Genomic DNA, 22,796 nt, shown 5'->3' with positions numbered 1-22,796 from the left:
AAAACTCCCCCGTCGCGAAAAAGGTTGCTGTGACGTTAGGAGAATTCGGCTTCTTTGGCGAGCCCGTCCGCCCGCCATGTCGACGGGCGGACGGACCGGCGAGACAGGCTCAATAGCCGGCTTTGATCTTCTCGAATTCGGCGATCATCTTGAGCTTGAGGTCGGAAGGAACCGGCGACTGGAACAGCGTCTTGTCGACGAATTTCTGCACGTCGTCATAGCCCTTTTCCTTCAGCACCGCCTGATCGACGCCAGCCATGCCCTTGGCATTGGCCTGGCCATAGCCCCAGTCCTTGACCAGCACCTTGGCGGTCTCCGGATCGTTGACGGCGTTCAGAAAGTCATAGGCCTTGTCGATATTGTCGGGCGCGTCCTTGAACAGCACGTAGCCGCAGACCCAGGTCGAGATGCCTTCGTCGGTGTCCTTCTTGGACATGATCGGCACACCGGCGGCCACCGACTGTACCGTCGCGTCATTCCATGCCCAGGCGAGGTCGACCTCGCCACCGCTCAGCAACTGCACGACGTCGGTGGTGTCGGTCCAGTAGGAGCGCACGTTCTTGTGCACCTGGCGCAGGAAATCCGAAGCCTGCTTGAACTGGTCGTCGGTCATCTTGGTCCAGTCCTTGAGGCCGATGGCCAGACTGGCAAGCGCATAGGCGTCGTCGACATTGTCACCGATCGACACCCTGCCTTTGAACTTGGGATCGGCGAAGGCCTTCAGCGACTGCACGTCCTTGGCGTCGATCTTGGAGGTGTTGTAGGTGAGCTGGGTGTTGCCCCAATCCCAAGGCATGAACCACGCCTTGCCGTCCGGCGTGGTGGCAAGATCCTTCATCGCCATGATGCCGGGATTGAGGTCCTTCCAGCCCGTGATTTTCGACGTGTCGAGCGGCTGCAGCAGGCCCGCCTCGCGCCATTTCACCACGCTCTGCGAACAGGGATGGCCGAGGTCGGCCTTGAAGCCGGAGCGAACCTTCTCGAACGCCTCGTCCTCGTCGCCGAAGAAGGCGAAGGTTGGCGAGTCGCCGTTCTTCTCGACATATTTCGGGTGGAAGCTCGGGTCTTCGTAGCCGGACCAGTCGAACACGATCAAGTCCTTGTCGGCGGCGACCGCAAGTGCGGCGGCCGATGCCGCCAGCGTTCCGGCCAGCGCCAGGGTCAATGTCAGGCGTCTTGTCAGTGTCTTCATTGCCGTTCCATCCTCTGTGGTTTTCTTATGGTTTCGCCGCGCCGGCCGCCTTCCACGGATAGTGTTTGGGGAATGCCGCCGACAGGAATTCATTGGCCGCCTGCAAGGCGGTTTCACGGGTGGTGTCCTCGGTGCCCATCATCAACCGCAGCCACAACCCTTCGGTCATGGCACTGAGTGCCAGCGCCATGACCTGCGGCTCATAGGCATAGTCGCCGTTCTGCTTCAGCGCCGCGCAAAGGTCGATGAAGATGTTTTGGTAGACGGCATCGCGGGCACTGCTCAGCGCCTGATAGGTCGGCCGCGACTTGGCCTCGCCCCAGAAGGCGCACCAGGCGGCGAGCTTGCGCTTGTTGCAGATCGAACGGTCGAAATCGGCCGCGACCAGCGCCTGGAGTTGCCGGGCGGGATCATCGCCGGCCTTCTGCAGGGCATTGCGCCAATGCGCCGAGTACTCGTCATACATATGCTGCAAGGTCGCGATGAGCAGCTTTTCCTTGCTCTCGAAATGGAAATTGACGATGCCGCGCGACAGGCCCGCGCCATCGGCGACATCGGCCATCGTCGTCTCCGAATAGCCGCGCTTGGCCAGTGAATCGATCGTCGCCTCGATGAGCTGAAGCTGCCTGACCTCCTTCGAGGCCTTGCGTCCGCGCTTCTCGGATTCAGCTTTCCGCATTGGTTCAAGGAGGGCGTCCCTGGCGTCTGCCGTCTTCATGGGTCTGATGGTCTCCAGCATCGCCGGCTATCCAACCGGCTTCCGACCGCGAAGATGAGTGGGACGGTGTTCGCCACTGTCAAGCACCTTCTGCATGGCTTCCCAGGTTCGTATGTTCTTGTCGACATAGGCGGCGCCGACCACCGCGGCCACAGTCGGATAGAGCGGTCCTTTCAGCCTTTCCAACTCGCCCCGCGCGACGTCGCGGTACCAGGGATTGCGGTCCCTGACGGTGACATCGGCAAAGCCTGCCCGGCGCATCGCCTGCGCATAGCGGGAGGGCGATGCCATGGCGAAGGACAGGCCTTCGGCGGCGATGTAGGCCTTCATCTCGGGCGACGGTTCGCCGTCATGCGAGATCATCCAGTTGGAGGCGGCAAAGACACCGCCCGGCTTCAGTACGCGGAAGATCTCGGCGAACAGGCCATCCTTGTCAGGCACATGCAGCAGCGCATCCTTGGAGAAGACGACATCGAAGGAATGGTCGGCGAAAGGCAGCGAGCCTGGTGGTGCCTGGATGAAGCTGACACGACCCGCGAGCCCACGCGCGGCGGCGCGGCGCCGGGCTGTCTCGATCACCGGCTGTTCGACATCGAAGCCGGTGGCGTGGGCAGCGCCATGGCGCTCGACCAGATGCAGCGTGATGCCGCCCGCACCGCAGCCGATGTCGAGGATTGTCTTGCCTTTAAGCGAAAGCCCTTCGACCACCCGGTCGACCTCGTCCGGCCCACCGGGCGACAGGTAGCCATCACCCCACAGCGCCTCGAGGAAGCGGATGGCGGCGTCGTCATACTCAGGCTCGGCAGCTGCCGTTTCGATCATCGCACCTCGGCCCCGTCAGCCGATTTGAGCACTTTCGATTGCCGGCAAAGCGTAGCGCATACAGGGTAAAACGCAACACCATTTGTTGAACATTCATTCAATATGGCTGGACAAAATGGCGACTGCCATGCCAAATTCCGCGTATTCGGGAACAGATCACGCAAAAATGAAGAGCGGGTCGCACGGGAAGACTGGGCCAAAATGAAAGCTTGGGATGCGATCATCATCGGCGGCGGACACAACGGACTGGTCAACGCCTGCTATCTGCAGCGCGCCGGCCTCGACGTGCTGGTGGTCGAGAAGAACGACTGGGTCGGCGGTGCCGCAACCAGCCGGGAATTGACGCCGGGCTTCCTCTATTCCAACTGCTCCTATGTCTGCTCGCTGTTTCGCCCTGAGATCATGCGCGACCTCGAATTGCCGCGCTTCGGCCTGCAGGTCATCTCCTATGAGGGCGGCGCGGTGTTCACGCGTGACGGTGACTACCTCGCCAACTACCGCGACCACGATGCTCACCGGCGCGAGTTCGCCCGCTTCTCGAAGCGCGACGCCGAAGCCTATGACCGCTACGCCCGCGACGTGACGCGGCAATGCCGCTTCATCCAACCGCTGCTGATGCGCACCGCACCCGATCCAACCAGTCTGCGGCCACGCGACCTTGGGGAACTGCTCTATCTCGGCAGGAAATTCGCCGGCCTTTCGGCGCAGGAAATGGCGCTGACGCTGCGCTTCTGGACCATGTCGATCTCGGAGTTCCTCGACGAATATTTCGAGACCGACGTCATCAAGGCGAACTTCGCTTTGTCCGGCATCATCGGCACCGCGCTCGGGCCGATGTCGCCAGGCACCGCCTACGTGCTGCTGCATCACTATATGGGCGAGGTCGATGGCTCGGTCGGCGCCTGGGGTTATGCCCGCGGCGGCATGGGCGCGGTCACCAAGGCGGTGGCCGCGTCGTTCAAGGCGTCGGGCGGCACTATCCGCACCGGCGCCGAGGTCGACCATGTGCTGGTCGGCAGGGGCAAGGCCAAGGGCATTGTGCTGGCCGGCGGCGAGGAGATTTATGGCAAGCTCGTCGTCTCCAATGCCGACGTCAAGCGCACCTTCCTGAAGCTGGTCGAGGAAAAGGAACTGCCCGATGTCTTCCTGCGCCGGGTCAGGAACTTCAAGATCCGCGGCTCGTCCGGCAAGGTCAACATCGCCCTCGACTCGCTGCCGGAATTCCCGGCGCTGCCGAAGGATTCGCCGGTCTATCGCGGCGACATGCATTTCACCGATTCGATGGAGCGCATGGAGCGCGCCTATGACGACTGGAAGGCCGGGCGCTGGTCGGCCGATCCGTTCCTCGACATGGTCATTCCAACGACGCTCGACCCGACCATGGCGCCGCCCGGCAAGCACTTCATGAGCTGCTTCGTGCAATATGCGCCGCCCAAGATTGCAGGAGCCGAATGGACCGATGCCGACCGCGACGGCTTTGCCGAGAGCGTGATTTCGCAGATCGCGGAATACTCGCCGGGCTTTCGCGACCGCATCGTCCACATGGAGGTGCGCACCCCGCGCGAGATCGAAGCCGAGGTCGGCCTCACCGAAGGCAACATCTTCCAGGGCGAACTGACCTTCGATCAGCTTTTGTTCAACCGGCCCGTGCCGGGTTACGCGCAGTACCGTTCACCGGTCGGCGGCCTCTATATGTGCGGCTCCTCGACCCATCCCGGCGGCGGCGTCATGGGTGCGCCCGGCCGCAACGCCGCGGCGGAAATCCTGCGCGACCTCGCCAAATCCACCTCGCATATGAGCGCTGCCCATGACGTCATCTGAGACAATCGTCATCGGCGGCGGCCACAACGGCCTCGTCGCGGCGGCCGCGCTGGCGAAAGCCGGCCGCAAGGTGCTGGTGCTCGAAGCCGGTAGCGAAGTCGGCGGCGCCGCGCGCACCGAGGAATTCGCGCCGGGCTTTCGTGTCTCGTCAGTCGCCCATCTGCTGAACCGGCTGCATCCGGATGTGGTCAAGGCGCTGGACCTGGAAAAGCACGGGCTGCAATTCGCGCGCGCCGACTTCATGCCGTCGGTTGCGCTGTCGAGGGACGGCCCGCCGCTGGTCTTGCATGGCGCCTATGGCGAGGTGCTGACAGGCGCCAGCTCGTCCGAGCAGTCGGCCTGGAAGGAGCTGCGCGCGCAGCTGCTGCGCTATGCCGGCCTATTGAAGCCGTTCCTCTCCCGCCGCCCGCCCGATCTCTCCGGCATGTCACTGATCGAGACCGCGTCCCTCGGCCAGGCCGCGCTGGCGCTGAAGAAGCTCGGCAAGGAAGACATGCGCGACTTCCTGCGCGTGCTGCTGATGAATGTTGCCGACCTGCTCGACGAGCAGTTGGCTGATATCAGGCTAAAAGGCCTGCTCGCTTTCGATGCGACGCTGGGCAGCCATCTCGGCCCCCGCTCGCCGACATCATTGCTCGGCCTCTACTACCGGCTGGCCGGCGAGACCGGCGGTGCGGTCGGCGCGCAGATACTTCCGCAAGGCGGCATGGGCGCGGTTGTCGCTGCCATCCGTGCCGCGGCGGAAAAGGCCGCCGTTACCATCCGCACGTCGACGCCGGTGGCGAAGATCATCGTCGAGAACGGCCGCGCCGTCGGTGTCGCGCTCGACACTGGCGAGGTGCTGCGTGCCAGGACGATCGTCTCGGCCATCAATCCGGCGACCACCTTCCTCGACCTTGTCGGGCCGCGCCAGATGGATACCGGCTTTGTTCGCAAGGTGAAGAACATTCGCATGAAAGGCGATGCGGCCAAGCTCAATCTGGCGCTCGACCGGCCGCCGCAATTCACCGGCGTCGATGCCGCCGGCCACAAGGGCCGCCTGGTGATCGCGCCCTCGCCCGACCATGTCGAGCGCGCCTTCAACCCATCCAAGTACGGCGAGTTCTCGCCCGAGCCGGTGATGGAGATAACGCTGCCCAGCCTTGCCGACCCGTCGCTCGCGCCCAGCGGCGCCTGTGTGCTGTCGGCGGTGGTGCAATACGCGCCCTACGCCCTGAAAGAGGGGTGGGATGCCGGCAAGCCGAAATTCCTCAAGGCGATCATGGCCCGGCTCGAAGCCTATGCGCCTGGCATCGGCAAAAGCGTGGTGCACGCCGAGCTTCTGACGCCGGCCGACATCGAAGCGCGCTACCGCATGCCGGGCGGCCACTGGCACCACGGCGAATTGCAGGCCGACCAGATGCTGATCTCGCGACCGGTGTCCGGCTGGTCGGGCTATGACACACCGCTAGAAGGGCTGTTCCTGGCCGGCGCCGGCTCGCATCCCGGCGGCGGCGTCTCCGGCGCTCCCGGCCTCAACGCCGCGCGGCGCATCATTGCGATGAAGGGGTAAGCCATGGCCCAGTCAACCAGGAAGAAGCCCGTCTCGAGGACAGTCAGCGCGGCTGTTTCCGCCCGCATCGCCGCGCAGGACCATTTCCGCACGCTGCGACTTGGCACGCCGTTCCAGCCGCGCATCGACGCGCTGGCCAAGACCCAGGACTGGTACAATTGGGCCGGCTACCGCGCGCCACATTCGCTGTGGGACGAGGAACTCGAATATTTCGCCATCCGCAGCCAGGCCGCCCTGTTCGACATTTCGCCGATGACCAAATACCGGATCGAAGGGCCGGACGCCGAAGCCTTCCTCGACCGTGTCACCTTGCGCGATGTCACCAAGCTGAAACAGGGCCGTGTCCACTACACGGCGTGGTGCGACGACGAGGGCTTCGTCCTCGATGACGGCACGCTGTTCCGGTTGTCGCCGACACGCTTCCGGCTGTGTTCGCAGGAGCGGCATCTGCCATGGCTGCTCGACAGCGCGATTGGCTTCGATGTCATCGTCGCGGAGGAAACAGAGGCTGTAGCCGGGCTCGCGCTGCAAGGGCCGACCTCGTTTGCGGTGCTGCGTGATGCCGGCTTCGCCGGCGTCGAGAAGCTGAAAATATTCGACCTCGCCGATTTCCCGCATGATGGCGGCACCGTCGGCATTTCGCGCACTGGCTTCACCGGAGATCTAGGCTACGAACTGTTCGTCTCGGCCGACAGGGCGCTCAGCCTGTGGGACCGCTTGATGACGGCGGGCCAACTGCGCGGTATCCGCGCCATCGGCTACACCGCGCTCAACCGTGCTCGCCTCGAGGCCGGATTGATCGTCGCCAATGCGGATTTCACCACCGCCGAGCACGCCATCCGCGCCGATCGCCTGCGCATGCCGGACGAGATCGGCCTCGGCTTCATGATCGATCTGGAGAAAGGTCATTTCAACGGTCGCCGCGCCATCCTCGAGGCTCGCGCCAAACACAAGCTGCGCCATGTGCTGGTCGGGCTGGAGATCGAAGGCAACATCCCCGCCGAACATGCCATCGTCTACCACAAGAAAAGCCAGGAAGTCGGCCTGGTCAGCGCCGCCATGTGGTCGCCAATGGCCAAGCGCAACATCGCCATCGCCTCGCTGGCGCGGCCGTATGGTGATACCATGGTCGAGGACCTCTGGGTCGAGATCTACGCCATGCGCGAGCTGCAGTATCAGAAGCTGATGAAGCGCGCCAAGGTGGTGGCGCGGCCCTTCATCAAGCTCGACCGCCGCACCGCCAATCCGCCGGCGGATTTCTGACCATGACCGACGAAGCCGAACTCGAAGCCGCCGAGCAATGGGAGCTGGTCAACACGCCGCTCGGCGAGAAATGGTCGGGCCGTACGCGCTATGCCGCCGCCATGTTCTTCTACAAGGGCGGCGAGATGAGCGCCGAGACGCTCGAAGTCTACCGCATCTGCGCGCGGCTCGATTCGGAAGATCCGCTGCCGATCATCCGCGATCGCGGTGTCGGCAAAGACTGGCTCAAGCGCATGGGTTTCGAATAGGTCTTTTCTACCCGATGGTTCTCTCCAGCATGCTGAGCCAGTTGCGATAGGCGATCTTTTCGATCAGCGCGCGGCCGAAACCGCGCGCCGCCAATGCATCGATCAGCTTCGGCAGGCCGGCGACATCGCCGATGACGGCCGGGATCATGGCGCCGTCGAAATCCGAGCCAAGGCCGACACCGTCCTCGCCCAGTGCCTGCAGCAGCGAATCGACGTGGCGCACCATGATGTCGAGGCTGGTGTCGGCATTCATCCGGCCGTCCTCACGCAGGAATCCGGTGGCGAAGTTAAGCCCGACCATGCCGCCGGATTCGCGGATCGCGCCGAGCTGCCAGTCAGTGAGGTTGCGCGAATGGCCGCAGATCGCGTGGACGTTGGAATGAGTGGCGACCAGCGGCGCGTCGCTGAGCGCGGCGACATCGCGAAAGCCCTTCTCGTTGAGATGCGACAGGTCGATCATGATCTTCAGCTGGTTGCAGGCCTTGACCAACGCCTTGCCGGCATCGGTCAGCCCGGGGCCGGTGTCGGGCGAGGACGGAAAGCGGAACGGCACGCCGTGACCGAAGGCGTTCGGCCGGCTCCAGACGATGCCGAGCGAGCGCAGGCCGGCGGCATGCAACACGTCGAGCATTGTGAGCTCGGGATCGATCGCCTCGACCCCTTCGATGTGGAACACCGCCGCGATCGAGCCTTGCGCCATGGCGTTGCGGACATCGCCGGCACTGCGGCAGACGGTGAGCCCTCCGGCTCGTTCCAGCCTGAACAGGATCGAGGCCATCGCGATCGTCGAGGTCAACGCATCGGCCCGCGGGACCTCGGGCGGCAGTGGCTCGGCATCGCTCGGCGCCAGCGGCACGGCGCTGCGCCTGGTTTTCTCGACAGGCGGCGGAAAGATGGCGAACATGCCGCCGGCAAAGCCACCGGCTTTCGCGCGCGGCAGGTCGATATGACCGCCCGATTTCCCCTCGATGAACAGCTTTTCGACGTCCGTGTCTTTTGACTGGTAGAGTCTGAGCAACGTGTCGTTGTGGCCGTCGAAGACGGGAACGAGGTCGGTTTCGGTCATTGGGGGATCATTCGGTTCGTTTGTCGGCGCGGTGGCTGCGATAGATCATATCCACTTAGGCAAGATGCGCTACCCGTGCAAATGCCAAAGCCATCGAAGCGGGACGACAGCCTGATGTCGCGCCCGTTCCGATCGACGAAATGCCGGCCGATCCTACTGCTTCAGCACGTCTGCCCACTCGTGGTGGCGGCGGAACTGGGCGTTCGCGAACGGGCAAAGCGGGATGATCTTCTTGCCCGCCGCGCGTGCATCCTCGACGGCGCGGGTGACGAGCCGAAGCCCTGCACCCTGGCCGCGGAAGACATCCGGCACTTCCGTATGGTCGATGATGATCTGGTGCTCGCCGATCTTGGTGAAGGTCATCTCCGCCTCGGCGCCGTCTGGCCCGCGCAGGACGTAGCGACCCTTGGAACCGCGATCTTCCAGTTCGATTTCAGGCAGTTGGTCCGGCATCGCTATACTCCCTGGGTGGCGCGGGCAAAGACATGCCGTGCCGCCTCGATTTCGTTTGGCCGCACCTCGTGCCCGCCGTCATGCCACTCCACTGTGACATCGGCGCCGTCGGCACGCAAATAGGCTTCGAGCCGCGTGGTCAGGTTCGGCGGACAGATCGGATCGCGCCTGCCTGCGGTCACGAGAATATGACGCCCGGCGAGACTGCCGTTGATCTCGGGTTCGAACGGGATCAGCGGATGCATCAGCACCGTGGCATCGAACATCGCCGGCGCCGCAAACACCACCGAGGCCAGGATGTTGGCGCCGTTGGAATAGCCAAGGCCGAACGCGGCTGACGGCTTCGCCGCCTTGATATGGGCCTTGATGAAGCCGGCCATCTTGTCCGTCGCCCGCGCCAGATCGCCCATGTCGTAGACGCCTTCGCCGGTGCGGCGGAAGAAGCGCGCCGCACCATGTTCCGCCACATCGCCGCGTGGCGAGATGATGGTTGCCTGGGGCAAGAGATCGCGCCCCAGCGACAGAAGCTGGTTCTCATCGCCCCCCGTGCCGTGGAAGACGAAGAGCAGCGGACCACCCGGCGAGCCGGGCAGCACCTTATAAGTGTAAGCGTCCTTGCTCATGGTCTCAGCCTTCCAGCTTCTGCAAATGCTGTTCGAGATAGGGCCGCAGGTGCTGGTGCTGAGTCGGCAGCTTCAGCGCCTCACCGAGATGAGCGGTATCCTCATCGCGATCGAAACCCGGTTCGTTGGTGGCGACTTCGAACAGCACGCCACCCGGCGTGCGGAAATAGATCGCCCAGAAATAATCGCGGTCGATCACCGGCGTCACCTGATAGCCGGTGTCCATCAGCGCCTTGCGCACTTCGAGCTGCTTGGCGCGGTTCTCGACGGCGAAGGCGACATGGTGGACGGAGCCCGCGCCGAGATCGGCGAAGGCGGCACCCGGCAGCGATTCGATGTCGACGACGTCGGCGCCATTGCCGTTCTTCACCGCCATTCGCCTGACATTTCCGGACTTGTCGATCTCCTCGTAGCCCATGAACTTCAGCAGCTCCTCGGTGGCGCCGCCATCCTTCAGCCTGAGCGACACGGAGTGAAAGCCGCGGATCGCCTCATCGGTGGGGATGCCGCCTTTCGCCCATGGCTTTCTGGCGTCGGCCTTGTCCTCGACCAGGGCGAAACCATCGCCGTCCGGCCCTGCAAAGGCCAGGCGCTTCTCGCCGAATGTCTCGTCGCGCGACAGGCCCGAGACGCCTTCATCGGCAAAACGCTTTTCCCAATAGGCCAGCGTGCCTTCCGGCACGGAGTAGACCGTGGTGCCGACTTCGCCGACGCCATGACGGCCCTTGCCGATGTTGGGAAACGGAAAATAGGTCATCACCGAGCCCGGCGTGCCGGCCTCGTCGCCATAGTAGAGGTGGTAAACGTCAGGCGCATCGAAATTGACGGTCTTCTTGACCCGGCGCTGACCGAGTTTCCTGGTGAAGAAATCGTTGTTCTGCCGGGCATCCCTGGCCATCGAGGTGACGTGATGGAGACCCTTGATCTGATCGAGCATCGTCTTGCTCCTTCCCTTGGTGCTTGTGCGGCCCTTGCCGCTGTCCACGCCTATATGAGGACACCACCGCCTGCGGCAAAGGCGGCAAACACAGAATGGACTGTGCTTTAATAGTGAACAATCAAAACAAATTCGTTCACCAATTGACGAACATGTCAGGCTTGCGCCGTCGCCGGAATTCGGTTCCATGAGCGGCGTTCGACCATACAGGATAAGGGTATCGCGAGTGACCGGAAAAGCCAGGCGCCCGAATGTTCTTCTGATCACATGCGACCAGTGGCGCGGCGATTGCCTGTCGGCTGCCGGCCATCCGGTTGTCAAGACGCCGAATGCCGACGCGCTGGCCGCCGAGGGTGTGCTGTTCAAACGGCACTATGGTGGTGCGGCACCTTGCTCGCCGGCCCGCGCCTGCCTCTACACCGGCCTCTACCAGATGAACAACCGCGTCTGCCGCAACGGCACGCCGCTCGACGCCCGTCACGGCAACATCGCGCTACATGCCCGCAGCCTCGGCTATGATCCGACGCTGTTCGGCTACACCGACGTATCGCTCGACCCGCGCCTGCTGGCGCCGGGCGACCCACGGCTGCAAAGCTATGAAGGCGTGCTGCCTGGATTCACGGTGCGCCAGTTGCTGCCCGAGCATCAGAAGCAGTGGCTGTCCTGGCTCAAGCAGCGGGGCATCGATACCGGCGCCGGATCGCCGGATATCCATCGCCCGGTGAACGAAAGCGGCAAGGCCGAGGCCGCCGTCAGCAACGCACCGCCCGTTTATTCGAAGGACGAAACCCCATCCTCCTTTCTGACCGGCGAATTCACGCGCTGGCTCGGCGAGCAGGAGGACGACGCGCCATGGTTTGCCCATCTTTCCTTCATCAGCCCGCACCCGCCCTTCATCGCGCCCGAGCCATACAACAATTTGTATGATCCGGCTGCCGGTCCTGCCTTCCACCGTGCGGCAAGCTGGCAGGCAGAAGCGGAGAGCCACCCCTATCTCGCCTATGATCTCGGCCGGCAGAAGCAGGCCAAGTTCCGTCCCGAGGGCAGTGGCAAGGTGCATGATTGGAGCGATGACGACTTTCGCCGCATCCGCGCGATCTACTACGGCATGATCTCGGAGGTCGACGCGCAGCTCGGCCGTATCTGGCAAGCGGTCAAGGCCGCAAGCGCGTGGGACGACACCATCATCGTGCTGACATCAGACCACGCCGAGATGATGGGCGACCATTTCATGCTGGGCAAGGGCGGCTATTTCGACGGCAGCTACCACATTCCGCTGATCATCCGCGACCTGCGCCATGGCAAGGCTGCCGGCGGTAGTGTCGATCGGTTCACCGAAGCGGTGGACATTTTGCCGACGCTTCTCGACCTGCTCGGCGAAGCCCCACAACCGCATCTCGACGGATGCTCGCTGAAACCGTTCCTGAGCGGCGGGAGCCCTGCAGCGTGGCGCGATGCCGCGCATTGGGAGTTCGATTTCCGCTCGATAGCCGAGGGCGAAGCCGAACGGCATTTCGGCGTCGCCTCACGCCAATGCAATCTCGCCGTCATCCGCACGGAAAAATTCAAATATGTGCATTTCGGCGGTAACTTGCCGCCGCTGCTGTTCGACCTGGAAAGCGATCTGGGCGAATTGAACAACCTCGCCGCCGATCCGGCCCACCTGGCCGTGCGGCTGGAATTCGCCGAAAGGCTACTTGCCTGGCGAGCCGAACATCTCGACCAGTCGCTGGCACTGGCCGAACTGACCGAGCACGGTGTTGCCGGCCATGTTAGCAGGGGATCAAGGCAGTAGAGCGGTAGGCTTGGACTACGCCGCACCCTACTGCCCTACTGCCCTACTGCCCTACTGCCCTACTGCCCTGCTATCCTACTGCACGATCATGCGCTGCTGGTCACGCTTCTCCGTATAGCTGCCCTTGTCGTAAGCAGTCTGAGCCTCGAGCTGTTCCTTGGTGAAGGTCGTGTACAGGTACTTCCTGCCATCCTTGTCGGTCATGAATTTGAGATTATCCATGCCGACCGCGACTTCCTTCTCGCCAATGCCGAGGAAGCCACCGACATCGACGATCACAGCGTCGGTCTTGTTGTCGGGCGCCAGCACGACGTCACCGATTTCGCCGACCTTGGTGTCATTGGCACCGTAAACGGTCGTGCCCTTCAGGTCCTCGGCGCGAATCTCGCCGACAGGCATCTCGGTTAAGGTCGACTTGTCGATTGCCGCCGTCTGGGTCTGGTCGGGTGCCGAGGCATCGGGTGTCGAAGCAGCAGGAGCCTCAGCCGTCTTGTCAGCCGGTGCGACGGCAGGAGCCGTGGCATCGGACGGTGCAGCAGCCGGTGCGGTTGCAGCCGGCTCATTGGAAGCCGTCGTTGCCGGTGCCGGATCATAGGCCTTGCGGTTGAAATCCGGCTGCGCCTGAAGTTCCTCCTTGGTGGTCTGGGCCACCAGCCAGCGGTCGCCGTTCTTCTCGGCCCACTGGGCCTTGCCGAAATCATAGGTGACATTCTTGGCGCCAAGGCCGAGGAAGCCGCCGACGCCGATGACCAGCGACTCGGCCTTGCCTTCATTTGTCAGAACAATGTCGTTGACGCTGCCGATGTTCTGCGCGTCATCGCCGGTGCCGTTGTAGACGGTTTCGCCAATGATGTTGGTGGCGAGATTGCCGTCGGCGCGCTTCACCGGTTCGGCCGGCGCAGCATTCATGTCGACGGGTGTCTGCGCGGTGTCAGCCGGCGCGGATGCAGCCGGAGCCTTTGCGTCCGTCGATGCGGCCGGTGCCGGAGCCGGTGCATAGGGCTTGCTGTCGAACTCCGGCTGCGCCGTCAGTTCGTCCTTGGTCGCCTGGGCAACCAGCCAGCGGTCGCCGTTCCTTTCGGCCCATTGCAGCTTGTCGTAATCGAAGGCGACATTCTTCGCTCCCACACCCAGAAAACCGCCAACGCCGATGACGACGGACTTGGCCTGGCCATCCTTGTCGAAGACGACATCGCTGACCTTGCCGATGTTCTCGGCATCGTCGCCGGTGCCGTTGTACACGGTTTCACCGATGATGTTGGTGACGATGCTGCCTTCGGTGCGCACCGGAGTGGCGGCTGGCTCCTGAACAGCGGGGGTCTGGGCCGGCGCCGGGGATGTCGCATTCTGCGCATAGGCCCCGGTCGCGACCAGCGCTGCGAGTGCGGTCGTGGCTAAGAGGTTGCGGGTCATGATGATCTCTCCTCGTGGGTGATTTCGTACGCGCCGCGCTCGGTTGAACCGTCGCTGAGGAGGTTCGGACGCGGCATCTTCTTCACAACGTCGTGACCATGCTGTTGTTCCGACAAAACACTTCGCGTCGTGCCGAAGCCAAGAAGCGGCGAAGCGCCGGCGGTTTCTCAAAACGGAACCTTTCCCGCTTGGTCGCGTTTCAGCCCGTGGCTGGGTCTATCCCGGCCCTATCGTGATGGAATGGCGGAGCGGGGCATGAAATTTGCTGCGGTGCTGAACCGGGACGGCGGCACCTTGCGCACGACGGACCTTGCCGTCTTTTCCGACAGAATGCGCCAGACCCTGGAGACGGCAGGCCACTCCCTCAGCATTGATGTCGTTGCCGGCAAGGACGTGGTGGAGACGCTTGATGGCGCTGCATCGCGACGCGCTGTCGATGTCGTGCTGGCCGGCGGCGGTGATGGAACCATTTCCGCCGCCGCCGCCCGGCTGATGGGCACCAGGAAGGCGCTTGCCATATTGCCGGCCGGCACGATGAATCTGTTCGCACGCGGACTGGGTATTCCGCAGTCCCTCGATGCCGCGCTGAAATCCTTCGCCGATGGCGAGATCATCGCGGTCGACGTGGCCACGGCAAACGGCCGGCCCTTCGTTCATCAGTTCTCAATCGGCATGCATGCCAAGATGGTGCAGCTGCGCCAGAAAATGGAATTCGGTTCACGTCTGGGAAAGATCGGCGCCTCGGCCAAGGCGGCCTGGGCGACGATCAACAATCCACCGGCGATGAACGTGACGCTCAGCATCGGCAACGCCGAGATGGCGGCCCGCATCACCGGCATCGGCATCACCAACAATCTGTTCGGCGAAGGCCACCTGCCCTACGCCGACAACCCGGCGGGCGGCGTGCTTGGCGTCTATGTCACGGTGGCGCAGCAGCGTGCCGAACTGGTCAAATTCTTCTTCAACATGGCGCGCGGAAAATGGCGCGACAACGAACACGTGGAAATCCATCAAGCTGACCGAACGGTCCTGAAAATCCATTCGGGCAGCAGAAAGTTCCGTGCCGTCATCGACGGTGAACTGGTCAGGCTTGACCGTGAGACGACGATCGAAATCCGGCCTGGCGCACTCAATGTCCTGGTACCGGCCCGCATCGCAGAGGCGAAGGCTGCCTGATGCGATCTCCAACGATGAAGGCCGAAAATCTAGCCGCTTGGCGCGCTTCCTTGCTCCGTCACCGGCGTCTTGGCCATTTCACCATAGATTTCGGCGATGCCCCAGGCCGCGAAGGCCAAAAGCAGCGCTGCAATCAGGATACGCAAGCCGTGCCAGCCCCACCGCCCCTGACGCGCTTTGTTTTCGGGGATGATCTTGGTCATGATCGGTCCTTGTCTCGTTATTCGCCAACTGGCGCGGTCGGCAAAACACGGTCGGGTAACGGTTCCTCGCTAGGATGGTTCCGGGGACGCCGGCTGGTCATGAGCCGGCAGGTGCGGGAAGCAGCGAAGGCCGGGACGGGCCATTGGGGACTTGGGTGAACAGCAAGGCGGAAACAGTGCCGAATCTGCCGGCCGAAGTTGCGCGCGCGGTCAAGGACGAGGACCGGCTGGCCGTGCTGCACGGTCTGGAGGCGTTGGATACGGCGGCCGATCCGGATTTCGACCGCATAAGCAGCCTTGCCGCGGCGGCTATGCAGGTTCCGATCGCCTTGGTGACGCTCGTCGACCACAAGCGCCAATGGTTCAAATCCTGTGTCGGTCTGGACGAGACCGAAACCGCGACCGACATCTCCTTCTGCGCCCATGCGATTGCTGCAGGCGACGAGCCGATGGTTGTGGCGGACGCCACGACGGACCCACGCTTCAAGACCAACCCGCTGGTCACCGGCAAGCATCATCTCCGCTTCTACGCCGGCGCGCCGATGATCGTGGCTGGCGCCCGCATCGGCACGCTGTGCGTGCTCGACCGCAAGCCGCATGCCTTTCCGTCTAGCGCCATGCTCGAGCAGTTGAAGGCGCTCGCCGGCCTCGCCGGCAGCCTGTTCACTTTGAAGGATGCGACCCGCAGCGGCGCCATCGCCGAGGCAGCACTTGTGCGTGAGGAAAAGCGGCGCGCCATTGCGCTCGACGCGGCTTCGCTCGCCAGCTGGGCATGGGACATCCGCACCGACATCATCGAATGCGATACATTGCTGTCGGAGCTGTTCAACCTGCCGCGCTCGAACCGGCTGCGGGCGCGCGACATCCTCACCGCCATCGATCCTCGCGACGTCTACCAGACCGAAACCCGCTTTCGCGATGCCTTGACCGGCAGCGACGACTATTTCGGCGAATACCGGGTGAAGGGCTTTCATCCTCCGCGCTGGCTCGCCACGCGCGGCCGCGTCATCGAGCGCGACGGCGACGGCAAGCCGACCCTGATCTTCGGCGTCAACTACGACATCACCGAGCGCAAGCTTGGCGACGAGCGGCAACGGCTGCTGCTGCGCGAACTCAACCACCGCGTCAAGAACACGCTGGCGACCGTCCAGGCGCTGGCGACGCAGACCGTGCGGCATGCCCGCCAGCCGAGCGAGTTCCTCGAAGCCTTTGGTGCGAGGCTTCAGGCCCTGGGCATCGCCCACAATCTGTTGTCCGACCGCGAGTGGCGCGGCATCGGCATCCGTGAACTCGTCCAGATCGAGGTCAGGCCTTTCGACACCGCCGACCAGCCGCGCATGACGATCTCCGGCGACGATTTGTTGCTGTCGCCAGACCAGGCTGTCGGGCTTGGCCTGATCCTGCATGAGCTGGCCAGCAATGCGCTGCAATATGGCTCGCTGTCGGTGGCGTCAGGCAAGGTTGATCTCGGCTGGAGGACGAAAGGCAGAAAGGGGACCCGACGCCTCGTGCTGACCTGGCGCGAAAGCGGCGGCCCGCAAGTCGCCCCGCCGGAGCGACACGGCTTCGGCTCGATCCTCATCCGACGCAGCCTTGCCAAGGTCATTTCAAGCGAAGTGACCCATGAGTTCCGGCCGGAAGGCGTGTTTGCCGAAATATCGATGCCGCTGGAAGATCTGCCGAGTGACAAGCCATGATGCCGAACCAAAAGGCCGCGACGCAAAGTTGAAGCCGGTTTTCGGAAGAGATCATGGTCAAAGAGAGAACCGACCTTACTTCCGCTCGTCTTCTTCCGGATCGTGTGGTTTCAAGTTTTCGCGGTAGATGGCGTAGGCAGCCAGCGCCACGGCAGGACCCAGAATGACGCCGAGACCGCCCTTGCCCTTGAGCAGCGCCGGCAGCACGGCAAGCGCCGCGGTGATGCCGATCGCTTTCATGTCGGCATTGCGCTGTTGTGCGCGGCGCCGGGCACGTGAGCCTGCGGATATCTGGAAAATCAGCAGGATCAGCCCGGCAAGCAGCAGGAAACCGGCGCCAAAGCACAGCGCGGCGGCAAGCGATCCGTAGCGACTTGCCGTCCAGATATAGGCTGCCCCGACCAGAAAGCCGAGGCCGCAGAGCGCCACGGATATGGCGAGCCCATAGACGATTGCCGCCGTGCGCGCCCGGCGTATGGCGGCGGCGGTTTCGCCCGACGCCAGACCTGCAATCAGGGATGCGAGCATTCCCATCTGGAATGCGACTAGCGACGCGCGAGGAGCGCGAAGAGGAAGCCGACGCCGGCGGCGATCGCCAGTGACGTCACCGGCTTTTCGCGCACGCTCGCCATCAACTGCGCTTCGATATCCTTGGCATTGCCGCGCAGGCTGTCAAAGGCTGCTTCGCCCTGCGCACGCAATTGCTCGACCCCTTCCGTAGCCGCACGGCGCGCGGTGCCGTAGCCATGCTCTCCGGTCTTGGCCAACTGCTTGGTGAGCTTGTCGATATCGGCCTTCAATTGCCTGATATCGGCTTCGAGATCTGAATTCGACGGGCCTTCGGTTGCGGTCTTTCCTGCGGCAGTTGCCATTGCTTAACTCCTTGTGATTGCTTGATTTCAAACGCGCCGCATGTCTCAAGGTTCCGGCATTAGGGACAAAGTAGCCGAAAACGCGTGCGTGTGCACCCGATCCGCTGGCGCTGACAAAAAGGCACTTCGTCAGATCAGCGGCCGGCGCGCCTCGCCCAGCCCTTCCCAGCCGGCGAGTTGCTTGAGCCCTTCATTATCGGTGACCTCGCAACCGCCGTCGCGCCAGACAATCAGCTTGCGGTCCATCAGCTTGCGGATCGTCTTGTTGGTGTGGACCAGCGACAGGCCGAGCGTGTCGGCGATGTGCTGTTGGGTAATCGGTATCTGAACGGATTGCTTGCCATTCAGCCCAACGACCTTTGCCCGGCTGCCGATGAAGGCGATAAGATAGGCTGCGCGCTCGATGGCGCTGCGCCGCCCGAGGCTGAGCAGATTCTCGTCCAGCATGCGCTCTTCGCGCGACGCGATCCAGGTGATGTCGTAGGCCAGCCCAGGATGATTGCGGTAGAGCTCATGGAGAGACTCGCGTTCGAAAACGCACAGCAGCATCGGCGACAGGGCCTCGACGGAATGCTGCATTTCGCCCATCACGCTGCCCTGCAGGCCGATCAGATCGCCGGGCATGAGGTAGTTGAGGATCTGGCGGCGGCCGTCCTGCAACAGCTTGTAGCGGAACGCCCATCCGGAGAGCACGGTGTAGAGATGGGCGCTGTGGCTTCCCTCCACCAGGACCGTGGCGCCCTTGTCGACGGCGAGCTCGCCCTTCTTGAACGTGCTGATAAAGGCCAGTTCCTGTTTTTCGAAGTCGCGGAAGACCGGTAACGGCCGCAACGGGCAGTTCTCGCAAGGATACTGGCGACTTGAGAAAGCACGACCGCTCTGGCCCGACATTTCGACCCCTCTTCGAAAGCCCGCACAAGGCTGCGTCCCAACGCGTCGCGCGGATCGAGGTTCCGCACGGGCACATGTCTTTTTTAAATGACAGCTTGCCAAATAGCGATCATGACTCCATCCGTTACAAGGAGCCCTTGCCTGTGTCCCCTTTGCTTGATGGATTGCGGATTCTGGTCCTGGAGGATGAGTTTCTCATCGCCATGGATGTCGAGCAGCTTTGCCGCGATCATGGTGCGGGCGAGGTGGTGATCGCCCGCGATCTGGCCGAGATCGACGATCGACAAATCGCCACGCACTTCGACGCCGCCATTGTCGACCTTATGCTGGGTGGCGCCTCGACACTCGATTTCGCATCGGGCCTACGCGCGGCAGGCGTGCCGTTCGTGTTTGCCTCGGGCTATTCGGATCCCGATGAAATCAAGACATCGTTTCCGGGCGTCAGGCTGGTCGGCAAGCCCTATTCGGGTGAGGACCTCATGCAAGCGGTGGCGGCGGCCTGCGGGCGGGGCTCTCCCGGCTGAGACACGATCCAACTTCTGCGGATCGCACCTTGCGATCGCAGCTCAGTTGGCCGGCGAGCCCGTGACCTGAGTCGAAATCGCATCCGGACCATACTCGTCTTCGCCGGATATCTTCAGGATCTCCTGCAAGCGCGTGCGGGCCCGGCTGACCCGGCTCTTGATCGTCCCGACCGCGCAACCGCAGATTTCGGCCGCCTCCTCGTAGGAGAAGCCCGACGCACCGATGAGGATGATGGCTTCGCGCTGATCTTCCGGCAATTGCTCGAGGGCGCCGCGAAAATCCTTCAGGTCGAGCTGGCCATGCTGGGCCGGATGAACGGCAAGCCTGGCCGTCATGATACCGTCGCTGTCTTGCACTTCGCGCCCGCGCTTGCGCATCTGCGAATAGAATTCATTGCGCAGGATGGTGAACAGCCACGCCTTGAGATTGGTGCCGGGCTGGAAGCTCTCATGCTTGTCCCAGGCCTTGACCAGTGTTTCCTGGACGAGATCGTCCGCCTTGTCGGCATTTTGCGTCAGCGACACGGCAAAGGCGCGCAAGCTCGGGATTGCCCCAAGCAGATCGGTCTTGAAGCCTTGGGAGACCGCTGCCATGCTTCAGTCCTTCTTCTGTGCGGGTTCGGCCTGTTCCAGTTGACTGAGCAACTGTGCAAAGCGATCCGGCACATCGTCAGAGACCAGCTCATCGTAATATTGTTTGAGTTTGCGTCCGATTTCGGAATTCGGCCCGAGTGCGTCACTGGACCCGTTCCGGCGCCTGCCCGCGACGCCAGCCAGAATATCTTTCGTCATATCCTTCATTTTGCCCTTGTATTCCCAGCGCCCAAGCCGCTCATCACACTACTCAACACAACGCAAGCGGCCCCCTCGTCTGGTTGCCCGTCCGAACTTCAAACGCCGTCCCGGCGCGTTAGTTCCATCAAGGTCGGAACTTTTTCTCAAGACCGGCGTTGTTTGACCGGGGCTTGCAATCAGCTTGACCTGCACTCTATGCAACCACGTCATTCTGAGGGAGACGTCTTACCATGAGCTTATCAGCCACCATCGCACCACATCTGCCGTTCCTGCGCCGCTTCTCCCGGGCCGTTTCCGGATCGCAGGAAAGTGGCGACGCGCTGGTCGCCGCGATGCTGGAAGCCATCATCGCCGATATCGATATCTTTCCCGAGGCCTCGAGCGACCGCATCGCGCTTTACAAGGTGTTCGCCAAGCTGTTCACGTCGGTCGCTATCCGCGTCCCGCAGGAGCAGGCGCAGTCGCCATGGGAACAGCGCGCCGCCGCCAATCTGAACGCGATTGCGCCGCGTCCCCGCCAGGCCTTCCTGCTGGTCGCCGTCGAAGGTTTCAGTGAAGACGAGGCGGCCGAGATCCTCGATGCCGGCGACCAGGAGTTTTCAGAGCTGCTTGCCCAGGCAAGCAACGAAATATCCCGCCAGGTGGCAACGGACGTGCTGATCATCGAGGATGAACCGCTGATCGCTATGGACATAGAGGAAATGGTCGAGAGCCTCGGTCACCGCGTCGTCGGAACGGCGCGCACGCATGCCGAGGCGGTGACGATGTTCGGCAAGACGCGGCCCAAGATGGTGCTTGCCGACATCCAGCTTGCCGACGGCAGCTCGGGCATCGAGGCCGTGAACGAGATCCTGTCGTCGACGTCGGTGCCGGTCATCTTCATCACCGCCTTCCCCGAGCGTCTTTTGACCGGCGAACGCCCCGAGCCGGCATTCCTGGTCACCAAGCCGTTCAACCCCGACATGGTTAAGGCTCTTATCAGCCAGGCGCTGTTCTTCGATCGCCAGGCGAAAGCCGCCGCCTAGGGGCAGCGGCAGGCACGACGCGATATCAAAAGGCCGTCTGATGCGATGCATCAGGCGGCCTTTGACATGCCGGGACCCCGTCATCAGCGAATTCCCGGCGCCACCCTTGTCTGGAACGATTGGCAAGCATCGTCTTTTTCGGCAAATGGTGGAACAAACCGCATCTACCCACGTTTTCATCACACCATTCGAAGGAGATGGATCATGCTTTACTGGGCGCTCGTATTTCTCGTCGTGGCAATCATAGCCGGCGCGCTTGGTTTCGGCGGCATCGCCGGCACGTCTGCCGGCATAGCGCAGATATTGTTTTTCATCTTTCTCGCTTTCCTGGTCATTTCGCTTCTTGCCGGCCTGTTCAAACGGGCGTGAGGACCGAACGATCATCCGAGCGAACACTGGAAGCCGCACCCCTCAAACGGTTTCCAGCCACCGCCGGGCGGCATCCTTCAACGGATACCGCTCGGCGGACCGCTTTTGGAGGCGGCTTTTCGGGAAGCCCTCTGGAACCCATTCCGCGGTGAGCCGTTCAGCCTGAGTTGGGTGGACAGATTGGCGATGCGTTCCAGGGCCGGAGATAGGAAAGACGACGTGCCAAGCGATGAAGTCATCGCCCTGCATCCCGCCGAAAGTGGCATGCAACTTGGCCGGGCTCTTCTCCACGCGCTGCACAATGCCGGCATTTCCGTTCTCTATCAGGATCGCGAGCTGAAAACGGTATGGGCGCGCAATATGCGTGCGCCGTGGGTTTCCGACACCGCGGACGGCAACGGCATCCTGCCCGCGGCGCAGATCGACCGCATCGGCGCGGCAAAGCGTGACGTCATCGCATCCGGCAATCCGCAACGCCTTGAAATCAGCGTCCCCGCCGAGGACGGCTTTCGCTGGTTTCAGGTCTGGGTCGACGCCGACCATGGCGATGGTGGAACGGTGCAAGGTGTCGTCACCACCATGGTCGAAACGACCGATCAGAAGCGCCGCGAGCAGACCCTGACGACGCTGTTGCGCGAAGTCAGTCATCGCTCGAAGAACCTCCTGGCGATCATTCAAAGCATAGCCACCCAGACCGGGCGCTATTCCGATGGCATCGCTGATTTCCTGACGCGCTTTCGCGGCCGGCTGCAGTCGCTGGCCTCGTCCCAGGATCTGGTGACCTCCTCAAATTGGCGCGGCGCCGCACTTCGCGAGCTGGTGTCGGGCCAGGTCAGTCGCAACGGGGTGAATCCGTCGCACGGCCTGCGCTTCCGCGGCGCAAATCCCTATCTCAATCCCAACGCCGCGCTGCACATCGGCCTTGCCATGCATGAACTCGCCGTCAACTCGGTCAGCTATGGCGCTCTCTCACGTCCAGATGGCTTCGTTGACGTTACGGCCGATCTCAATGCTGCTGCCGGCGGCCTGGCGCTGTCGCTGACATGGTCCGAAGCGATACCGGCGAGCGACGTCGAGCACAGTGAGAAGCGCTTCGGCAGTGTCGCGCTCGAGCGGGTCGTGCCCGCCTCCCTGAACGGAACGGCGACGCTGGAGCTGATGCCCGGTCGCCTTGAATACCGCCTTGTCGTTCCGCACGGCAATTTCGAGACCGAGTGAGCGGCCGCGCCTCTCGGCTGATCATCCATCCTTAACCGGCTATTCACCATAAAAGCGGATTCTGTTTTTCCCAGGTACCGCTGGAACCTGCTGGACCGTCGAACATTGCCGCGTTGAAGTTGG

25 protein-coding genes are annotated in these 22,796 nt (G+C 62.9%); 11 read left to right on the top strand and 14 right to left on the bottom strand.

The features are described from left to right. Nucleotides 1-109: 109 nt before the first annotated feature. Genes AC1D08_RS16750 through AC1D08_RS16740 form a run of 3 tightly spaced genes read right to left on the bottom strand, consistent with a single transcriptional unit; the run spans nt 110 to nt 2,732 of the window. Nucleotides 110-1,192 carry an ABC transporter substrate-binding protein gene (locus tag AC1D08_RS16750; protein WP_457153037.1) on the bottom strand — a complete coding sequence of 361 codons (1,083 nt, stop codon included), beginning with the start codon at nt 1,190-1,192 and terminating at the stop codon, nt 110-112. A gap of 25 nt (nt 1,193-1,217) precedes the next feature. Further along, nucleotides 1,218-1,931 (bottom strand): transcriptional regulator BetI, encoded by a 714-nt coding sequence (betI, locus tag AC1D08_RS16745; protein WP_477423575.1) that lies wholly within the window; start codon nt 1,929-1,931, stop codon nt 1,218-1,220. A 6-nt stretch (nt 1,932-1,937) separates the two neighbouring features. After that, nucleotides 1,938-2,732 carry a methyltransferase domain-containing protein gene (locus AC1D08_RS16740; protein WP_457155513.1) on the bottom strand — a complete coding sequence of 265 codons (795 nt, stop codon included), beginning with the start codon at nt 2,730-2,732 and terminating at the stop codon, nt 1,938-1,940. Nucleotides 2,733-2,933: 201 nt separating this feature from the next. On the opposite strand from AC1D08_RS16740, the gene AC1D08_RS16735 reads away from it, so the two are divergent. Genes AC1D08_RS16735 through AC1D08_RS16720 form a run of 4 tightly spaced genes read left to right on the top strand, consistent with a single transcriptional unit; the run spans nt 2,934 to nt 7,616 of the window. Continuing rightward, nucleotides 2,934-4,553: a phytoene desaturase family protein gene (locus AC1D08_RS16735; protein ID WP_457153543.1), complete on the top strand. Its 1,620-nt coding sequence runs from the start codon at nt 2,934-2,936 to the stop codon at nt 4,551-4,553. Further along, nucleotides 4,540-6,105 carry a phytoene desaturase family protein gene (locus AC1D08_RS16730; RefSeq protein WP_457153544.1) on the top strand — a complete coding sequence of 522 codons (1,566 nt, stop codon included), beginning with the start codon at nt 4,540-4,542 and terminating at the stop codon, nt 6,103-6,105. Before AC1D08_RS16735 ends, AC1D08_RS16730 begins: the two co-directional genes overlap by 14 nt. A gap of 3 nt (nt 6,106-6,108) precedes the next feature. Then, nucleotides 6,109-7,368, top strand: a complete 1,260-nt coding sequence (locus AC1D08_RS16725; protein WP_457153545.1) for an aminomethyl transferase family protein — start codon at nt 6,109-6,111, stop codon at nt 7,366-7,368. A 2-nt stretch (nt 7,369-7,370) separates the two neighbouring features. Then, nucleotides 7,371-7,616 carry a hypothetical protein gene (locus AC1D08_RS16720; RefSeq protein WP_457153546.1) on the top strand — a complete coding sequence of 82 codons (246 nt, stop codon included), beginning with the start codon at nt 7,371-7,373 and terminating at the stop codon, nt 7,614-7,616. 7 nt (nt 7,617-7,623) lie between these two features. Here AC1D08_RS16720 and AC1D08_RS16715 read toward each other — a convergent pair whose 3' ends face one another. From AC1D08_RS16715 to AC1D08_RS16700, 4 genes are all read right to left on the bottom strand, one after another. Beyond that, the gene (locus AC1D08_RS16715; RefSeq protein WP_095089282.1) at nt 7,624-8,682 is read right to left on the bottom strand and encodes a dipeptidase; all 1,059 of its coding nucleotides are present in this window, start codon (nt 8,680-8,682) and stop codon (nt 7,624-7,626) included. A gap of 153 nt (nt 8,683-8,835) precedes the next feature. Next, nucleotides 8,836-9,135 carry a GNAT family N-acetyltransferase gene (locus tag AC1D08_RS16710; RefSeq protein WP_095089283.1) on the bottom strand — a complete coding sequence of 100 codons (300 nt, stop codon included), beginning with the start codon at nt 9,133-9,135 and terminating at the stop codon, nt 8,836-8,838. A gap of 2 nt (nt 9,136-9,137) precedes the next feature. Then, nucleotides 9,138-9,758 carry an alpha/beta hydrolase gene (locus AC1D08_RS16705; protein ID WP_457153547.1) on the bottom strand — a complete coding sequence of 207 codons (621 nt, stop codon included), beginning with the start codon at nt 9,756-9,758 and terminating at the stop codon, nt 9,138-9,140. Between the two features lie 4 nt (nt 9,759-9,762). Continuing rightward, nucleotides 9,763-10,695 carry a VOC family protein gene (locus AC1D08_RS16700; protein WP_457153020.1) on the bottom strand — a complete coding sequence of 311 codons (933 nt, stop codon included), beginning with the start codon at nt 10,693-10,695 and terminating at the stop codon, nt 9,763-9,765. 226 nt (nt 10,696-10,921) lie between these two features. On the opposite strand from AC1D08_RS16700, the gene AC1D08_RS16695 reads away from it, so the two are divergent. After that, the gene (locus AC1D08_RS16695) at nt 10,922-12,490 is read left to right on the top strand and encodes an alkaline phosphatase family protein (protein WP_457153021.1); all 1,569 of its coding nucleotides are present in this window, start codon (nt 10,922-10,924) and stop codon (nt 12,488-12,490) included. A gap of 75 nt (nt 12,491-12,565) precedes the next feature. On the opposite strand, the gene AC1D08_RS16690 is transcribed toward AC1D08_RS16695, so the two are convergent. After that, on the bottom strand, nt 12,566-13,903 hold the full coding sequence (locus AC1D08_RS16690) for a PRC-barrel domain-containing protein (RefSeq protein ID WP_457153022.1): 1,338 nt from the start codon (nt 13,901-13,903) through the stop codon (nt 12,566-12,568). A gap of 255 nt (nt 13,904-14,158) precedes the next feature. Here AC1D08_RS16690 and AC1D08_RS16685 point away from each other — a divergent pair, with 255 nt between their 5' ends. Further along, the gene (locus tag AC1D08_RS16685; protein WP_477227762.1) at nt 14,159-15,079 is read left to right on the top strand and encodes a diacylglycerol/lipid kinase family protein; all 921 of its coding nucleotides are present in this window, start codon (nt 14,159-14,161) and stop codon (nt 15,077-15,079) included. Nucleotides 15,080-15,108: 29 nt separating this feature from the next. Here the strand turns inward: AC1D08_RS16685 and AC1D08_RS16680 are convergent, their stop codons facing one another. Next, on the bottom strand, nt 15,109-15,282 hold the full coding sequence (locus AC1D08_RS16680) for a hypothetical protein (protein WP_457153024.1): 174 nt from the start codon (nt 15,280-15,282) through the stop codon (nt 15,109-15,111). A gap of 155 nt (nt 15,283-15,437) precedes the next feature. On the opposite strand from AC1D08_RS16680, the gene AC1D08_RS16675 reads away from it, so the two are divergent. After that, entirely contained in the window at nt 15,438-16,979 is a 1,542-nt protein-coding gene (locus AC1D08_RS16675; RefSeq protein WP_457153025.1) for a sensor histidine kinase, read from the top strand. 75 nt (nt 16,980-17,054) lie between these two features. Here the strand turns inward: AC1D08_RS16675 and AC1D08_RS16670 are convergent, their stop codons facing one another. The 3 genes from AC1D08_RS16670 to AC1D08_RS16660 form a co-directional block, all read right to left on the bottom strand. Next, nucleotides 17,055-17,513, bottom strand: coding sequence for a hypothetical protein (locus AC1D08_RS16670; protein WP_457153026.1), 459 nt, complete (start codon nt 17,511-17,513; stop codon nt 17,055-17,057). Nucleotides 17,514-17,524: 11 nt separating this feature from the next. Beyond that, on the bottom strand, nt 17,525-17,851 hold the full coding sequence (locus tag AC1D08_RS16665) for an ElaB/YgaM/YqjD family protein (RefSeq protein WP_095089295.1): 327 nt from the start codon (nt 17,849-17,851) through the stop codon (nt 17,525-17,527). A 129-nt stretch (nt 17,852-17,980) separates the two neighbouring features. Continuing rightward, a complete protein-coding gene (locus tag AC1D08_RS16660) occupies nt 17,981-18,742 on the bottom strand; it encodes a Crp/Fnr family transcriptional regulator (protein ID WP_477423571.1) in 762 nt (253 codons plus the stop codon). Here AC1D08_RS16660 and AC1D08_RS16655 point away from each other — a divergent pair. Next, nucleotides 18,712-19,266, top strand: a complete 555-nt coding sequence (locus AC1D08_RS16655; protein ID WP_477227759.1) for a response regulator — start codon at nt 18,712-18,714, stop codon at nt 19,264-19,266. The genes AC1D08_RS16660 and AC1D08_RS16655 overlap by 31 nt on opposite strands. Before the next feature lie 42 nt (nt 19,267-19,308). On the opposite strand, the gene AC1D08_RS16650 is transcribed toward AC1D08_RS16655, so the two are convergent. After that, a complete protein-coding gene (locus AC1D08_RS16650) occupies nt 19,309-19,860 on the bottom strand; it encodes a sigma-70 family RNA polymerase sigma factor (protein ID WP_095089299.1) in 552 nt (183 codons plus the stop codon). Nucleotides 19,861-19,863: 3 nt separating this feature from the next. Further along, nucleotides 19,864-20,067, bottom strand: a complete 204-nt coding sequence (locus tag AC1D08_RS16645; protein WP_095089301.1) for a NepR family anti-sigma factor — start codon at nt 20,065-20,067, stop codon at nt 19,864-19,866. Between the two features lie 224 nt (nt 20,068-20,291). Between AC1D08_RS16645 and AC1D08_RS16640 the strand changes: the two genes are divergently transcribed. The 3 genes from AC1D08_RS16640 to AC1D08_RS16630 all read left to right on the top strand — a co-directional run bounded on the left by AC1D08_RS16640 (nt 20,292) and on the right by AC1D08_RS16630 (nt 22,673). Next, entirely contained in the window at nt 20,292-21,086 is a 795-nt protein-coding gene (locus tag AC1D08_RS16640; RefSeq protein WP_457154515.1) for a response regulator, read from the top strand. Between the two features lie 204 nt (nt 21,087-21,290). Next, nucleotides 21,291-21,455, top strand: coding sequence for a DUF1328 domain-containing protein (locus AC1D08_RS16635; RefSeq protein ID WP_027031438.1), 165 nt, complete (start codon nt 21,291-21,293; stop codon nt 21,453-21,455). 186 nt (nt 21,456-21,641) lie between these two features. Then, nucleotides 21,642-22,673 carry a sensor histidine kinase gene (locus AC1D08_RS16630; RefSeq protein ID WP_477299920.1) on the top strand — a complete coding sequence of 344 codons (1,032 nt, stop codon included), beginning with the start codon at nt 21,642-21,644 and terminating at the stop codon, nt 22,671-22,673. Nucleotides 22,674-22,796: the final 123 nt, after the last annotated feature.

Source organism: Mesorhizobium sp. P2_E6 (assembly GCF_056403835.1).
This window is presented reverse-complemented; position numbering and strand designations above follow the sequence as displayed.

Coding starts and splice junctions, on each gene's coding strand:
- AC1D08_RS16740 (WP_457155513.1), bottom strand. CDS start 2,732: ATGATCGAAACGGCAGCTGCCGAGCCTGAGTATGACGACGCCGCCATC.
- AC1D08_RS16680 (WP_457153024.1), bottom strand. CDS start 15,282: ATGACCAAGATCATCCCCGAAAACAAAGCGCGTCAGGGGCGGTGGGGC.
- AC1D08_RS16645 (WP_095089301.1), bottom strand. CDS start 20,067: ATGAAGGATATGACGAAAGATATTCTGGCTGGCGTCGCGGGCAGGCGC.
- AC1D08_RS16650 (WP_095089299.1), bottom strand. CDS start 19,860: ATGGCAGCGGTCTCCCAAGGCTTCAAGACCGATCTGCTTGGGGCAATC.
- AC1D08_RS16720 (WP_457153546.1), top strand. CDS start 7,371: ATGACCGACGAAGCCGAACTCGAAGCCGCCGAGCAATGGGAGCTGGTC.
- AC1D08_RS16685 (WP_477227762.1), top strand. CDS start 14,159: ATGAAATTTGCTGCGGTGCTGAACCGGGACGGCGGCACCTTGCGCACG.
- AC1D08_RS16640 (WP_457154515.1), top strand. CDS start 20,292: ATGAGCTTATCAGCCACCATCGCACCACATCTGCCGTTCCTGCGCCGC.
- AC1D08_RS16690 (WP_457153022.1), bottom strand. CDS start 13,903: ATGACCCGCAACCTCTTAGCCACGACCGCACTCGCAGCGCTGGTCGCG.
- AC1D08_RS16660 (WP_477423571.1), bottom strand. CDS start 18,742: ATGTCGGGCCAGAGCGGTCGTGCTTTCTCAAGTCGCCAGTATCCTTGC.
- AC1D08_RS16630 (WP_477299920.1), top strand. CDS start 21,642: ATGCGTTCCAGGGCCGGAGATAGGAAAGACGACGTGCCAAGCGATGAA.
- AC1D08_RS16725 (WP_457153545.1), top strand. CDS start 6,109: ATGGCCCAGTCAACCAGGAAGAAGCCCGTCTCGAGGACAGTCAGCGCG.
- betI (WP_477423575.1), bottom strand. CDS start 1,931: ATGCTGGAGACCATCAGACCCATGAAGACGGCAGACGCCAGGGACGCC.
- AC1D08_RS16715 (WP_095089282.1), bottom strand. CDS start 8,682: ATGACCGAAACCGACCTCGTTCCCGTCTTCGACGGCCACAACGACACG.
- AC1D08_RS16705 (WP_457153547.1), bottom strand. CDS start 9,758: ATGAGCAAGGACGCTTACACTTATAAGGTGCTGCCCGGCTCGCCGGGT.
- AC1D08_RS16700 (WP_457153020.1), bottom strand. CDS start 10,695: ATGCTCGATCAGATCAAGGGTCTCCATCACGTCACCTCGATGGCCAGG.
- AC1D08_RS16710 (WP_095089283.1), bottom strand. CDS start 9,135: ATGCCGGACCAACTGCCTGAAATCGAACTGGAAGATCGCGGTTCCAAG.
- AC1D08_RS16670 (WP_457153026.1), bottom strand. CDS start 17,513: ATGGGAATGCTCGCATCCCTGATTGCAGGTCTGGCGTCGGGCGAAACC.
- AC1D08_RS16665 (WP_095089295.1), bottom strand. CDS start 17,851: ATGGCAACTGCCGCAGGAAAGACCGCAACCGAAGGCCCGTCGAATTCA.
- AC1D08_RS16750 (WP_457153037.1), bottom strand. CDS start 1,192: ATGAAGACACTGACAAGACGCCTGACATTGACCCTGGCGCTGGCCGGA.
- AC1D08_RS16635 (WP_027031438.1), top strand. CDS start 21,291: ATGCTTTACTGGGCGCTCGTATTTCTCGTCGTGGCAATCATAGCCGGC.
- AC1D08_RS16735 (WP_457153543.1), top strand. CDS start 2,934: ATGAAAGCTTGGGATGCGATCATCATCGGCGGCGGACACAACGGACTG.
- AC1D08_RS16730 (WP_457153544.1), top strand. CDS start 4,540: ATGACGTCATCTGAGACAATCGTCATCGGCGGCGGCCACAACGGCCTC.